Origin of the sequence: Stenotrophomonas sp. CFBP8994, assembly GCF_034044835.1 — a bacterium.
Taxonomy (GTDB): domain Bacteria; phylum Pseudomonadota; class Gammaproteobacteria; order Xanthomonadales; family Xanthomonadaceae; genus Stenotrophomonas; species Stenotrophomonas rhizophila_A.
In genome coordinates this window covers 439,965-453,887 of sequence record NZ_JAXCWT010000004.1, presented here as the reverse complement: position 1 = coordinate 453,887, position 13,923 = coordinate 439,965, and the positions used below count along the sequence as shown (strand labels likewise).

General features: G+C 67.9%; 12 protein-coding genes. 1 reads left to right on the top strand and 11 read right to left on the bottom strand.

The window, feature by feature from the left end:
- Positions 1 to 88: 88 nt before the first annotated feature.
- The 5 genes from SOM39_RS14065 to fusA form a co-directional block, all read right to left on the bottom strand.
- Entirely contained in the window at positions 89 to 757 is a 669-nt protein-coding gene (locus SOM39_RS14065; protein ID WP_320458664.1) for an ATP-binding cassette domain-containing protein, read from the bottom strand.
- Complete coding sequence (gene modB, locus SOM39_RS14060) at positions 747 to 1,430, bottom strand: molybdate ABC transporter permease subunit (RefSeq protein ID WP_320458663.1); 684 nt, start codon at positions 1,428 to 1,430, stop codon at positions 747 to 749. Before modB ends, SOM39_RS14065 begins: the two co-directional genes overlap by 11 nt.
- A gap of 3 nt (positions 1,431 to 1,433) precedes the next feature.
- A complete protein-coding gene (modA, locus tag SOM39_RS14055) occupies positions 1,434 to 2,174 on the bottom strand; it encodes a molybdate ABC transporter substrate-binding protein (protein ID WP_320458662.1) in 741 nt (246 codons plus the stop codon).
- A gap of 64 nt (positions 2,175 to 2,238) precedes the next feature.
- Positions 2,239 to 3,159: a M14 family metallocarboxypeptidase gene (locus SOM39_RS14050; RefSeq protein ID WP_320458661.1), complete on the bottom strand. Its 921-nt coding sequence runs from the start codon at positions 3,157 to 3,159 to the stop codon at positions 2,239 to 2,241.
- Positions 3,160 to 3,268: 109 nt separating this feature from the next.
- A complete protein-coding gene (gene fusA, locus SOM39_RS14045; protein WP_320458660.1) occupies positions 3,269 to 5,305 on the bottom strand; it encodes an elongation factor G in 2,037 nt (678 codons plus the stop codon).
- Between the two features lie 518 nt (positions 5,306 to 5,823).
- Between fusA and SOM39_RS14040 the strand changes: the two genes are divergently transcribed.
- On the top strand, positions 5,824 to 8,022 hold the full coding sequence (locus tag SOM39_RS14040; RefSeq protein WP_320458659.1) for a TonB-dependent siderophore receptor: 2,199 nt from the start codon (positions 5,824 to 5,826) through the stop codon (positions 8,020 to 8,022).
- A 23-nt stretch (positions 8,023 to 8,045) separates the two neighbouring features.
- On the opposite strand, the gene SOM39_RS14035 is transcribed toward SOM39_RS14040, so the two are convergent.
- The 6 genes from SOM39_RS14035 to SOM39_RS14010 all read right to left on the bottom strand — a co-directional run bounded on the left by SOM39_RS14035 (position 8,046) and on the right by SOM39_RS14010 (position 13,904).
- The gene (locus SOM39_RS14035; protein WP_320458658.1) at positions 8,046 to 8,822 is read right to left on the bottom strand and encodes a heme ABC transporter ATP-binding protein; all 777 of its coding nucleotides are present in this window, start codon (positions 8,820 to 8,822) and stop codon (positions 8,046 to 8,048) included.
- Positions 8,819 to 9,859: an iron ABC transporter permease gene (locus SOM39_RS14030; RefSeq protein ID WP_320458657.1), complete on the bottom strand. Its 1,041-nt coding sequence runs from the start codon at positions 9,857 to 9,859 to the stop codon at positions 8,819 to 8,821. Before SOM39_RS14030 ends, SOM39_RS14035 begins: the two co-directional genes overlap by 4 nt.
- 13 nt (positions 9,860 to 9,872) lie before the next feature.
- On the bottom strand, positions 9,873 to 10,928 hold the full coding sequence (locus tag SOM39_RS14025; RefSeq protein WP_320458656.1) for a heme/hemin ABC transporter substrate-binding protein: 1,056 nt from the start codon (positions 10,926 to 10,928) through the stop codon (positions 9,873 to 9,875).
- Positions 10,929 to 10,980: 52 nt separating this feature from the next.
- Positions 10,981 to 12,363 carry an ATP-binding protein gene (locus SOM39_RS14020; RefSeq protein WP_320458655.1) on the bottom strand — a complete coding sequence of 461 codons (1,383 nt, stop codon included), beginning with the start codon at positions 12,361 to 12,363 and terminating at the stop codon, positions 10,981 to 10,983.
- A 91-nt stretch (positions 12,364 to 12,454) separates the two neighbouring features.
- The gene (locus tag SOM39_RS14015) at positions 12,455 to 13,399 is read right to left on the bottom strand and encodes an alpha/beta hydrolase (RefSeq protein WP_414715877.1); all 945 of its coding nucleotides are present in this window, start codon (positions 13,397 to 13,399) and stop codon (positions 12,455 to 12,457) included.
- 337 nt (positions 13,400 to 13,736) lie between these two features.
- Positions 13,737 to 13,904: a hypothetical protein gene (locus SOM39_RS14010; protein WP_176472691.1), complete on the bottom strand. Its 168-nt coding sequence runs from the start codon at positions 13,902 to 13,904 to the stop codon at positions 13,737 to 13,739.
- Positions 13,905 to 13,923: the final 19 nt, after the last annotated feature.

Genomic DNA, 13,923 nt, shown 5'->3' with positions numbered 1-13,923 from the left:
CATTCAGGATGGAGAGCAAATCGTCAATTCGACGTGAGTGCTTTGCCACTATCCGGAAACCGTCATCGGAGCGTGTTTTCAGCAGTATTCAGCGGTGTTTTGCCTGTCCGTCAACGAGCTCCACCACCTGCTGGCCGAACATCGCCACGTCCACCGGATCATGGCTGATCAGCAGCAGCGGAATGTCGGTGGCCTCCAGAACGCCCTGCAGTTCTTGGCGCAGGTGATCGCGCAACGCGTGGTCCAGTGCAGCAAACGGCTCGTCCAGCAGCAGCGCCTGCGGTCGTGTCACCAGCGCCCGTGCCAACGCCGTGCGCTGGCGCTGTCCGCCCGACAGCTGGGCCGGCATCATCTGTGCCAGGTGCTCGATGCGCAGTGCCGCCATCCAGCGTTCCACCTCGGGGTCGGCCTCCCGGCGCCGGGGATTGAACCAGCCGCGACGCAGGCCGAACGCGATGTTCTGGCGCACGGTCAGGTGCGGGAACAGGGCGTAGTCCTGGAACACGTAACCCAACCGGCGCTGCTGGGGTGGCAGGTGAATGCCCTGCGCGGCGTCGAACAGCGTCGCACCGCCCAGCCGCACATGCCCATCGTGCGGTCGCAGCAGGCCGGCGATGGCCTTCAGGGTCAGGCTCTTGCCTGCGCCGGAGGGGCCGAACAGCACCACCTGCCGCTGGCTGCACTGCAGCTGCACGTCCAGCGTGAACTGCTGGCCGGGTGCTTCCAGCGTGCGGCGGATGTCCAGTTCAAGCCACATCGCGCATCTCCCGGCGGCGCCCGCCGACCAGCCGCGCCGCCGCCAGCAGGATGAGGATGCACACCACCGAGGTGAGGATGACCAGACCGTTGGCGGTGTCGTCATGCCCGGCCTGCACGGCTTCGTAGATCGCGATGGACAGGGTCTGGGTGCGTCCGGGAATGCTGCCGGCCACCATCAAGGTGGCACCAAACTCACCCATCGACCGCGCGAATGCCAGCAGCAGCCCCGCCAGGATGCCGCGCCAGGCCAGCGGCAGGCTGACCCGCAGGAACAGTGCGAACTCGGAGACACCGAGCGTGCGCGCAGCCTGCTCCAGCTGCCCGTCCACGTCCTCGAACGCCGCGCGTGCCGGCTTGAACACCAGCGGCAGCGAGGCAACGGCAGCGGCGATGACCGCCGCCTGCCAGGTAAACACCAGGTTGATGCCGAAGGTGGACTGCAACCATGCGCCAAGTGGTCCGTTGCGCCCGATCACCACCAGCAGGTAATACCCCAGCACGGTCGGGGGCAGCACCATCGGCAGCGTCAGCAGCGTGTCCAGCAGCTCACGCCCGGGGAAACGGCGCCGCGCCAGCAGCGCGCCCAGCGCCACGCCCAGTACCAGGTTGATCGCCGTGGCCCAGCCGGCCACCTTCAGCGACAACCAGAGCGCGGACCAGTCCAGCGCCATCGATCAGGGCGCGCCGAAACCGTGGCGGCGCAGGATCGCCCGGCCCTGCGGTGAGACCACGAACGCCACGAAACGGCGCGCTTCCGCCGCACGGCCGCTGTCCTTGATCACCGCCACCGGGTAGTTGATCGGGGTCTTCAGCGGCACCTCGAAGGCACGCACCACGCGGCCGGGCGTGGCCTGGTAATCGCTGGCGTAGACAAAACCGGCGTCCACTTCGCCGCGCGCCACGTAATCGAGGGACTGGCGCACGTTCTGGGTGGTGATGGTCTTGGCGGTGATCGCCTCCCACAACCCGGCGTCCTGCAGCGCGGCGCGTGCATAGCGGCCCACCGGCACGCTGTCCGGATTGCCGATCGCCACCCGCTGCACGCCCTTCCCTGCCAGCGCGGCCAAGGACGCGGGGGCATCCCTGCGGCCCGGAGGCACCACCACCACCAGCCGGTTGGTGGCGAAGATCTGGCGCGAATCGGTTTCCAGAAGTCCGCCCTTCGCCGCCTGCACCATCGTTTCGGTATCGGCAGTGGCCAGTACATCCACCGGCGCGCCGCGCGAAACCTGCTGCAGCAGCACGCCCGATGCGGCGAAGTTCAGATCGACCTTCGTTCCTGGCTGCGCCGCCTCGTACGCGCTGGCGATGTCACGGAAGCTTTCGGTCAGGCTGGACGCGGCCGATACGGTGAGTTCGGCGGCGGTGGCCGGCAACGCGGCCACCATCAGCAACAGGCACAGCAATCGTTTCATCGGTCAGGTCCCGGGGGGTTGCGCCGATGATAGCCACGGCGGGATGCCCGCCGCGCGAAGACCGTTACCCTGCCTGCAGGGCGAAGTCCAACCCCGCGCGCACGGCAGCCACCTGTGCGGCGTTGCACTCCGTCGGCGTGGTCCGCGGGCTGTCCGGGTACACCTCGGTGGTGGTGGCGAAGCGGGCACTGGTGAACCCCGCGCAGGCGCCGATCGAGCGCGATTCGCCCCACACCACGCCCGGCGACTGCAGCGGCAGCCCGACCAGGTTGCCCTGCGCGTCGGCGGGGGCGATGTGGGTAATGGGGGCCACGGCGGCGATCAGGGCACGCTGGAAGGCCGGTTCCGGATTTTCGCTGTTGCCGATCACATAGAAGCCGTCGGGAATGGTTTCCGGGTGCCACGGCTTGCCATCGCGCGAGGCCAGCGCCGGGTCGAACTCATGCGCGTCGCTGTCGGTGGTTTCGTGCAGGTCCAGGTGCACCAGCAGGTCGTCGTTGCGGGCAGCGACCCAGTGCATCAGCGAGGCCGTTTCAACGATGCGGCCACCGTCACGGAAGCTGCGGTTGGGATCGATCGCATCGTGGTTCCAGCGCTGGATGCGTTCGTAGCCCCAAGGGCACACGCAGGGGGCGACGATCAGGTTGATGCGGCCGGCGTACTCCTGCGCGTGGTCGCGCAGGAACTGCAGTGCGCCGTGCACGCCGCTGGTTTCGTAACCGTGCACACCGCCGGTGACCAGAGCGGTGGGTAGCGCCGGGTCCCAGTTGCGGGTCTTGGCCAGCAGCAGCGGGTAGGTGTCGGTGATGGATTCAAGCTGGCCGTACTGGACGATTTCCAGTGCATCGGGCAGCGCATTCAAGGCGGCGACCACGTCGTTGGCGTAGTGGCGTTGCACGACCTGGCGCGCGCGCCACGCCGCGCGCTCGGTATCGCCCCAGGGTTGGCCGGGGATACCGACGGGGTAGAAATGGGGGGTGGTCATGGGAAGCTCCTGAAGCAGATGCCCCCATTGTAAAGGGTTGCCGGTAGAGCCACGCCCTGCGTGGCTGAGCGGGGGCCGGAGAATTCCGGCCCCCTTTTCCTTCCAGCGTTCAAGCAGCCTGCACCTCTTCGTAGCCGTTGAAGCGCATGTCGCTGGATGCGCGGCCCTGGGTCAGCGAGCGCAGCGAGGTGGTGTAGCCGGACAACTGCGCCAGCGGCGCGTAGCCCACCACTTCCGCACGCCCACCCTGGTCCTCGATGGAGGCGATGCGGCCACTGCGGCGGTTGAGGTCGCCCACCACGTCGCCGACATTCACCGACGGCACGTGGATGGCTACTTCCATCACCGGCTCCAGCAGGCGTGTTCCTGCCTGCAGCAGCGCGGCCTTCACCGCTTCGGCACCGGCGCGATGGAACGCCATGTCGGACGAATCCTTGGCATGGGTCTGCCCATCGACCAGCGCCACCTCGATGCCCACCACCGGATGGCCACGCGGCCCTTCCGACAGCGCGCTCCGCACGCCCTTCTCCACCGCCGCTACGAAGCCGCGCGGGATCACGCCGCCTACGGTGCGGTCGACGAAATGCACCTCGCCGTCCTCGCGTGGGCTGACATCCAGCACCACCCGGGCGTACTGGCCCTGGCCGCCGGTCTGCTTGACCACCTTGCCTTCGATGCCACGCACCGCCTGCTTCAGCGTTTCCTGGTAGGCCACCCGCGGCGCACCGGTGCGGACGTTGACATTCCACTCGGTGCGCAGCCGTTCCACCATCACTTCCAGGTGCAGCTCGCCCATGCCCCAGACCAGGGTTTCGCCGCTGTCCGCTTCGGTTTCGACGCGGAACGACGGGTCTTCCTGGGCCAGGCTGGACAGGCCCTGCGCGATGCGGATCAGGTCGGCCGACTTTTCCGCAGTCAACCGCCACGCCAGCACCGCGTGCTGCGCCTGGATGGTGTCCAGCAACAGCGGGCGCGAGGGTGCACTGAGCGTTTCACCGCTCACCGCATCCTTCCAGCCCAGCACCGCCACGATGTCACCGGCCACCGCCTGCTTGATGTCGTGGGTCTGGTCGGCCTGCACTCGCACCAGCCGGCTGACCCGGCGTCCCTGCGCATGCTGCGAACTGGCCAACGCATCGCCCACCTTCAGCGTGCCCGAATACACCCGTACGAAGCTCAACGCCCCATGGTGCTGGTGCGTGATCTTGAACAGCAGCGCCGCCAGCGGCCCATTCGGATCCGGCGGCAGGCTGACCTCGCCCGCTTCCTCCGTGGCCACCACGGCCGGCCGGTCTTCCGGCGCGGGCAGGTAGTCCACGATGGCATCGAGCAGGGTTTCAATGCCCTTGCTCTTGAACGCCGCACCCGCCAGTACCGGCACGCCGGCACCGGCCAGCGTGGCCCGGCGCAGCGCAGCGCGCAGCGCGGCGGGTGCCACCGCACTTCCGTCCAGCCAGGCTTCGGCCAGCAGTTCGTCGTGGTCGGCCACCGCTTCCACCAGTTCCGCACGCCGCGGCTCCCACGCGCTGTGCTCAGCGGTGGTCCATGCGGTGCGGGTCGGCATGCCGGCGTCGTCCCACTGCACGGTGCTGCGGTCGACCAGGTCAACCCAGCCGTGGAAGGCGTTCTCGGCGCCCAACGGCCAGCCGAGCGCCCACGGCCGCGCCTGCAGCTTGTCCTGAAGCTGCGCCAGCACGCGCTCGAACGAGGCGCCGATGCGGTCCATCTTGTTGACGAACGCGATCAGCGGCACGCCATGGCGACGGGCCTGGTGCCACACGGTTTCCGATTGCGGTTGCACGCCATCCACGGCGGAGAACACCGCCACCGCACCGTCGAGCACGCGCAGCGAACGTTCGACTTCAATGGCGAAGTCGATATGCCCGGGCGTGTCGATCAGGGTCAGGTGGTGGGTCGGTTCGCCGCGCGGCGCCCAATGCGCCTGCACGGCGGCCGCGCCGATGGTGATGCCGCGCTCGCGCTCGATCGCCGAGAAGTCGGTGGTGGCGGCGCCATCGTGGACTTCACCGACGCGATGGATCTCGCCGGTTTTCCACAGCAGGCGTTCGGTGAGCGTGGTTTTGCCGGCGTCGATGTGGGCAATGATGCCGAGGTTGCGCCGGAGGTTCTGGGTCTGGGTGTTCATAAAAGGGGTCTCGCTGCTGCCAACATCAGGGAGCCGCACGCCGCCGTTGGCTAACGGGCGTGCGGCCAGGTTTGGGGCTCGGCGATCTGGTGCATGGCACGTTCTCCTTGATGCGTGGTGTTACAAAACACTGAAACGAAAAAAGCGCCCAATGGGCGCTCTGTCTGGGGTCCTGCGGTGATCGAATCCGATCAGCCGCCAGAGGAGCCGCGAGGCAGACGCGCCCGTCCCGCGAAAGCGCGGGTGCGAGTAAAAAACGTCAGGAGCGGCATCGAGTTCATGGCGGTGGTTGAGAGGATCTGCGGCGAATTCTAGACCTCTGCGTACGGGTTGCAAGCGGTTTTTGCTGCCACGGGTAGAACACTGACGACTATGTCGAGCGGATTATCACGCGGGCGCGGAGTTAACTCCCTCCGCCCCCGCTGGTACATGCGAATAGGTCGCAATTGCATTGCGTGTCGGAATCCTTAAAATGCCGGGTCAACGTCGCTCTGCGACGACCCTGACGCTGGCAGTACATGACCCCCTCCCCCGCTTCGTTCCGTCGGTTGCGCCCCAACCTGCTTGCCCTCGCCTGCTGCCTCGCCAGCGCCGCCGCTCCTGTCGCCTTTGCGCAGAACGCCACCGATCTGGATGCCGTCCAGGTCAACGCCTACCGCGCGGCCAACAGCACCAGTGGCGCCACGAAGACCACCACCAGCATTGCGGAAACGCCACAGTCCGTCGCCGTGATCGAACGCGCCGAACTCGATGCGCGTGGCGTGCAGTCGCTCAACGACGCCATGCGCTATGTAGCGGGCGTGAGCCTGGAAAGCAGCGGCATCGACAACCGCGTGGACGACTTCCGCATCCGTGGGTTCGATGCCGGCAGCTGGGCCAACAACGTAACCCTGGATGGCATGCGCGCGCCGCAGGGCAGCCAGTGGAACCGCAGCATGTTCGACAGCTGGAACCTGGAACGCGTGGAAGTGCTCAAGGGCCCGTCCGCGGTGATGTACGGGCAGGTCGCACCCGGCGGCATGGTCAACCAGGTCAGCAAGACCCCCACCCCGGACCCGCAGCAGCTGCTGCGCCTGGGCGTGGATGCCAACGGCCAGTACAGCGCGGCCTTCGACGTCGGCACCGGCAGCGACGACAACACGCACCTGCTGCGTCTGGTCGGCCTGTACCGGGATGGCAACACCCAGATCAAGCACACGGCGCAGGAACACTGGTTCCTCGCGCCCAGCTACACCTGGCAGATCGCCGAACGCACCCGCCTCACCCTGCTCGGCATGTACCAGAAGGACGACGGCGGCTCCACCTACCAGTTCCTGCCAATGGCCGGCACCCTCAACGCCACGCCCCATGGCCACATGAAGAACAGCACCTTCATCGGCCAGCCGGACTGGAATACCTTCGACCGCACGCTGTGGACGGCCGCCTGGATGTTCGAACACCAGTTCAACGACCACCTTACCCTGACCCAGAACGCACGCCGCACCCATGTGGATTCGCTGTACCGCGGCGTGGTCACCTTCGGCGCGCTCAATGCCGATGGCCGCACCCAGAACCGGCGCGGCGTACAGGGCACCGGCGATTCCGACGGCGACACCTTCGATACCCGCCTGCAGGCCCGCTTCAGCACGGGCGCGGTGGACCACACCGTACTGCTCGGCTGGGATTGGCAACGGGCAGACTGGGAAGGCGTGCGCAGCGCGATGACCAACCCGCGCGCGATCGACATCTTCGATCCCGTCTACTACCCGTACCAGCCCACCGTCACCACCGAAACACCCACCGCCGGCATCAACCGGCAGAGCGGCGTGTACCTGCAGGACCAGTTGGCCGCCGGCCACTGGCGCCTGACCCTGGGCGGCCGGTATGACTGGACCAAGGACGACACGCTGAGCGCCACCCGCAACATCGCCACCGGCATATCGCAACCGGGTGCGCACAACGTGATCAAGAACGAAGCGTTCACCGGTCGTGCCGGCGTGCTATATGTGTTCGACAGCGGTCTGACCCCGTATGTCAGCTATGCCGAATCGTTCCAGCCCTCCAACAAGTCGCCATTGGACAGCTTCACCCAGACCGCGTTCGACCCGGTGACCGGCTCGCAATGGGAAGCCGGTCTGAAGTACCAGCCGGCCAGCGTCGATGGGCTGGTCACCCTGGCCGTGTACGACCTGCGCCAGCAGGACATGATTGTCGATGACCCCGTGGCCAGCCACCGCAACTGCGGCGCTACGGGCACGGCGGTCTGCTCGATCCAGGGCGACGAAGGCCGCGTGCGCGGCATCGAACTGGAAGGCCGCATCACGCCGATCGCGGGGCTGAGCCTGATCGGTGCGGCCTCGCGGATGGACTCGGAAATGCTGACGTCAGCGGCCTACAAGGGCAAGCAGCTGGCCATGGTGCCCGACTACAGCGCTTCATTCTGGGCCGACTACACCTTCCAGGCCGGTGCGCTGCGTGGCGTAAGCCTGGCGGCTGGCGCGCGCTACAACGGCGTGAGCTACGGCGACAGCGCCAACCTGTACCGCATTCCGTCCTACACCCTGTTTGACGCTGCGCTGCGCTATGACCTCGGCCAGCATGGCAACACGCACGTGCAGCTCGCGCTCAACGCCAGCAACCTGGCGGACAAGCGATATGTGTCTACCTGCACCGGCGTATCGTCCTGCTATTACGGCAGCGGGCGTACCGTGATGGCTACGGCGACGTTTGGCTGGTAGCCCCCGCCACACAGGGCGTGGCGCTATGCGGGGGGATCGGCGACTACCACCAGCGGCACATCGCGTTGCGGGTGCCGCAGCACCAGCACCGGCTGCTGGTATACCCGCTCGATGTGCTCGCGCGTCAGCACCTGGTCCGGCGTTCCATCAGCCGCCACCCTGCCCTGCTCCAGCAGCACGATCCGGTCGGCATACCCCGCTGCCAAGTTCAGGTCGTGCAGCACGACGATCACGCATGCGCCGCTGTCGGCCAGCTGCCGCACCGCACGCAGCGTCCGCTCCTGGTGCCGGAGGTCCAGCGCCGCGGTCGGCTCATCGAGCAGCAGCAGCGGCGTGTCCTGGGTGAGCACCCGCGCGAACGTGGCCCGCGCCGCCTCACCGCCGGACAACGTCTGCACCTCGCGCCGCCGCAACCCCACCATCTCGGCCTGGCCCAACGACTGTTCCACCCGCGCCGCATCGCGCAACGCATCGGCAGGGTGCGGCAACCGCCCCATCGCCACCACCTCGTCCACCGTGAACGCAAAGCGCACTGCATGGTCCTGCGGCATCACCGCCCGCTCGCGCGCCAGCGCCATCGCCTTCCAGTGCGCGATCGGTCTGTCGTGCAGGATCACCTGCCCGGCATCGGCCTCGACGTCGCCACTGGCCACCGCCAGCAGCGTCGACTTGCCCGCCCCGTTCGGCCCGACCAGCGCCGTCACCGTGCCCGGCACGAACCCCAGGTGGATGTCGTGCAGGATGGACCGCTCACCGAAACGAACGCCCACGCCATCCAGTTGCAGGAACGGCGCGCTCATACCGTGCCGCTCCGGCGCTGGTGCAGCACCAGCCACAGGAAGAACGGTGCACCCAATGCTGCCGAGAACAAGCCCAGCGGAATCTCTGCGGGCGGGTCCAAGGTACGTGCGGCGGTATCGGCGACCACGATCAACACCGCACCGGTCACCGCCGACACCGGCAGCAACCAGCGGTGCCCGGGGCCCACCAGCATGCGCACCACATGCGGCACCACCAGCCCCACAAAACCGATGGAACCGGCGAACGCCACGGCCGCGCCGACCAGCAGCGCGCTGAACGCAATCAGCTTCAGCCGTGTGCGCTTCACGTCCAGACCCAGGTGCTGCGCCTGGCGCTCCCCCAGCGCCAGCATGTCCAGCGGCGTGGACAGCCGCAGCAGCGCGAACGTCCCCAGCACGAACACCGGCAGCGCCGCCGCCAGGTCAGCCCAGTCGGCCTGCGCCAGCGAGCCCATCTGCCAGAACACCAGCGACTGCAGCTCGCTTTCGCTGGCGATGTAGGTCAGGAACCCGATCGCCGCCGAACAGAACGCCGCCATCGCAATGCCTACCAGCAGCAAGGTCGCCGTGCCCGTGTTACGCCCGGGCCGCGCCAGCGCATAGGTGAGGCTGATCGCCGCCGCACCCCCGGCAAAGGCCGCCAGCGGCAGCGTCCAGCCGCCCACGCTGCCGGCGCCCAGCACGATGGCCGCCACCGCGCCCAACGCCGCGCCCTGGGTCACCCCCACGATGCCCGGATCGGCCAGTGGATTGCCGAACAACCCCTGCAGGCTGGCCCCGGCCATCGCCAGTGATGCCCCCACCAGCGCGCCCAGCAGCGCACGCGGAATGCGCAGGTTCCAGACCACCGCCATGTCGCGCTGGCTGACCTGCGCGGGGTCGAGCATGCCCAGCTTGACCGCCACCGCCTGCACCACCTCCAGCGGTGGCAGGCGCAACGGCCCGACCGCGAACGAAGCCAGGATCGCGCCCAGCAGGGCCAGCGACATCATCGCCAGCACCCATCCGCCTGCACGTCTGCGCGTAGCGCGTTCCATCACAGCGTCCTGCTCACGGCGACGGCAGTGCCGCCAGCGCCTTGGCCAAGGCCACCGCACCGCTGCCGGAGCCCACGCTGGCCGCCTTCAACTGCACGTCCGGCATCACCCACACCCGGTTGGCCGCGCCGGCCGGGGTCTGTTTCAACGTCGGGTAGGCCTTCCACAGGCCCGCCTCACCCCCGAACAGCTGCAGATCGTTTTCGGTCACCAGGATGACCTCGGGCGCTGCGGCCACCACGCCTTCATTGCTCAGCGCGGAATAGTTGGCCACCCCCGCTTCGGTGCCGATGTTCACGCCACCGGCCAGCCCGATCAGCTTGCCCGAGGCACTGTCGGCGCCCGCCACGGTCGGCGCACCGCCAGCCCCGGTCGCGGAAAGATGGATCACCCGCGGGTGCACCTTGCTGGCCGCGGCGATGCGGGCCGCCTCATCCAGCTGCGCCTGCACCTGCGTGGCCAGTGCCTCGCCCGCCGTTGCCACGCCCAGCGCAGCCGCCACCTTGCGTACCTTGTCCGGCGCCGGCTGCAGGTCATCGATCACCACGGCCGCCTCACCGGCACCGCGCAGTTTCTTCGCCAGCTCGGTATGCCGGCGCAGGCTGTTGCCCAGGAACAGCGTCCCTTCCAGGCTCAGCACGCCTTCCACGCCGGTGGTGCGGTTGAACAGGAACTGCTTGGGCGCCTTGCGCCCCGCTTCGGTGGCCGACCGCAGCGGCGCGCCGTACACCTGCCCGCCCAGGCCCAGCGCTTCGATCACCGCGATGACATCGTCACCGCCAGCCACGATGCGCGAGGCGTCTTTCACCGTGACCTGTTCGCCGTCATCGGAGGTAACCGTGACCGGCAGCACCGGGGTGAGGTTGGTGCTGGAGGGCACATTGGCGCCGGCCAGGTGCAGCCAGCCCTGCGGCAGCGCGGCAGGCGATGATGCGTTTGCGGCGTCGGCCGCCTTCGGCGCGGCTGCGGCGGGCGCTGCGGTTTCCGCGGGCTTGCCGCCGCAGGCAGTCAGTGCGGCTGCCAAGGCCAGCACCAGCAGATGCCGGCGCGCGGTCAGGGAACTGGACATGTCATTACTCCGTCAGGTGCGCGCAGGGCCGCAGCCCCGCGCGCGGAATGCATCAGCGGCGGGTCGGGGTGATGCGGGTGATGCGGTCGCCCTTCGGGTCCTCCGCACCGCGCGACTTGTTGACCGCGAACACGTTGCCCTTGCCGTCTTCGCGGACGTGGTTCGGGAACGTGCCGCCGTCCAGGTTGCCGACCACCTTGCCGTCGCCATCCACCACGGTCACCGTGCCGGCACCACGATTGGTGACGTAGGCCAGGCCGGACACCGGTTCGAACGCCACGTTCAGCGCACCCGCGCCCACCGGCACATCGTGCAGGACCTTGCCACTGGCCACGTCGACGATGAGCAGGTTGTCGGTGCCCTGCGAGGCCACGAACAGGCGGTTGCGCTTCGCATCGAAGGCTACGCCGGAGGCGCTGATCGAATTGCCCAGGTCGATCACCTTGTCCACTTTGCCGCTGGCCACGTCGATCACTGCCGCTTCCGGTGTCCCGATGCTCACCGTGAACAGCTTGCCGCTGGCTTCATCCAGCACCAGGCTCATCGGCACGAACTTCTCGTCGTCCACGCCGGATGCCAGCGTGATCGGCTCCAGCGCCTTGAAGGTCCTGGCATCGAACACCGACAGATGGTCTTCACCAGCCGCCGACGCGAACACCTTGCCACGCTTGGCATCCACCACTACGTCACGCGCATGCGGCACCGCGCCCACCGGGAACTGGTGCACCAGTGACAGATCCGACTGGCGGTACACCGCCACCGTGTCCTGGCGGGTGTTGCTGACCCACACGTTGCCGTTGGCATCGTCCACGCCCACGCCATACACCGCAAACACGCTGCCGCCCTTGGCATCGGGCACCTGTGCCGGCGTGATTGCCTTGACCACCTTCAGCGTCTTCGGGTCCACCTTGAGCAGCTGCGACTGGGTCACCGGCGGGCGGCCCACCGCCGAGGTCACGAACAGCGCGTTGCTGCCCGCGCTGTAGGCGCTCTGGTACAGCCCCTGCACCAGCTTGCCCGAACGCTGCTGGAATGCCTGCTGGCCGCTCAGCGGCAGGTTCGGCGACACCCGCAGGGCGACCACGGTCGCAGCAGCCGGCTGGCTGGCGCGCACCACCACCGGGTGCTGGCCGGGCACGGCGTCGGCGGGGATCTGCACGCTGGCCTTGAAGTTGCCCTGCGCGTCCACCACCACCGGCGTGGCGTTGAGCACGGTCTCGCCGCGCAGCAGCGTCACCTGCTGGCCGGGCACGAACGCGCGCCCGGTCACTTCAGCGGCGCTGCCGGGAATCACGTTCTCGTTGCGGGCGCTGACCTTGCCACGGAAGCCGTTGGCCGGCGCATCGAACACCGGCTGTGCGGACACCGCGCCGGTGGCCAGCGACAAGGCCAGGGCCAACGCGGCAACGCGCGGGAGGGAAATCAATCGGGACATAGCAGACTCCTTCTGTAGGGGCGCGCCAGCGGCGCGTGTCACAAGGGTTGCCTTGGCAGGGCCGGATCGGCGCAGCCTGGGTAAGGAAAAATCAATCGGCGCTCTTGTCGGCCACGCCGTACAGCGCCGCCAGCGTTGCTTTCAGCGAAGCCGGCAGCATCGGGCCGTGGCCCAGGCCAGGAAATTCGCGGTACTTGACCTGCAGCCCGGGCACCTTGGCCAGGCGCCCGCTCAGCGCATGCGCGGCATCGGGGGTGGCACCGGCGATGCGGCGCAGGTGCGCCACCACGCGCGGGTTGCTCATGTCACGCACGCCGCGGTTGCCGCTGCGCTCGTCGCCGCCGAGCATCAGCCACAGCTTCGCCGGCGCGGGGTGGGCGATGAATTCCTGCTCCATCGCGCCCTGCGGCGCGCCCTGGCTCCACCACAAGGAGGGGCTGGCGCTCACGTACTGTTGGAATGCGGTCGGCTGGGTGTACAGCGTGCTGAGCACGAACAGCCCGCCCAACGAGTGGCCCCAGAGCGACTGCTGCTGCGTGTCCACCCGGGCGCGGCGCTCCACCTCGGGCTTGATCCGCTGCTGGATGACGTCCAGGAACGCCTTGGCGCCGCCGCCGCTGGACCGGGACGCGCCGTTCTCATCATCGGCCGTATCCACCCACGCGGTGTAGTCGAGCGTGCGGGCGGGTGAATCGATGCGCAGGTCGTTGTCGTAGCCGATGAACACCAGCACCGGCGCGGCATGTGCGGCCAGGTCGCTCAGCATCGCCTGGTCGAACACCATGGCCGCTGCGTTGCCATCCAGCATGTACAGCACCGGCGCAGGCGCGTCTGCCTTGCGCACAGGCACGCCGACGTTGACGCGCCAGCGCCGTGCAGGCTCGCCGCTTTCAATCACGAAACGCTCGAACCGATAGCGCTGCGGCGGTTGGTCCAGTACGGTCTCGCCGACCTTCTGCAACGGGTTGCGTTGCTGGGCGGCAACCGGCGCCATCGCGACCACGCCCAGTACTGCGGCAACGCCAGCGTTGCGCAACCACGGAGAGAAATCGGAAATCAGACGGGAAAACACGGCGGGCACGACCCAGGGCAAGACGATCGCCCCAGTGTACCCGAAATGCGAATGGGTATCACTTGCTTCGTGAACACCCTGCAACGGCACCCGATTGTTGATCGTGACTCGACCGCAACGGTAGGTCACCACCGTAGGTTTCAGCGGCAACGGTAGGTCACGACCGTAGGTCTCAGCGGCAACGGTAGGTCACGACCGTAGGTCTCAGCGGCAACGGTAGGTCACGACCGTTGGTCGTGACCCAACAAACGGAAAGTCCGGCCCAAAGGCCGGACTCCGGTCATAGCGTTGGTGCAGCAGCTTATTCTTCTTCTTCCTGCTGGCCGCCCTGCTGGTTGCGCTCGCCCTTCTGGTTCTGGTCCTGCTGTTGCTGCTGGCCCTGGCGCTGCTGGTCCTTCTGGTTCTGCTGGTTCTGCTGGCCCTGCTGCGGATTCTGCTGGCCCTGCTGCGGATTCTGTTGGTTACCCATCATGCTTCTCCGGTAGACG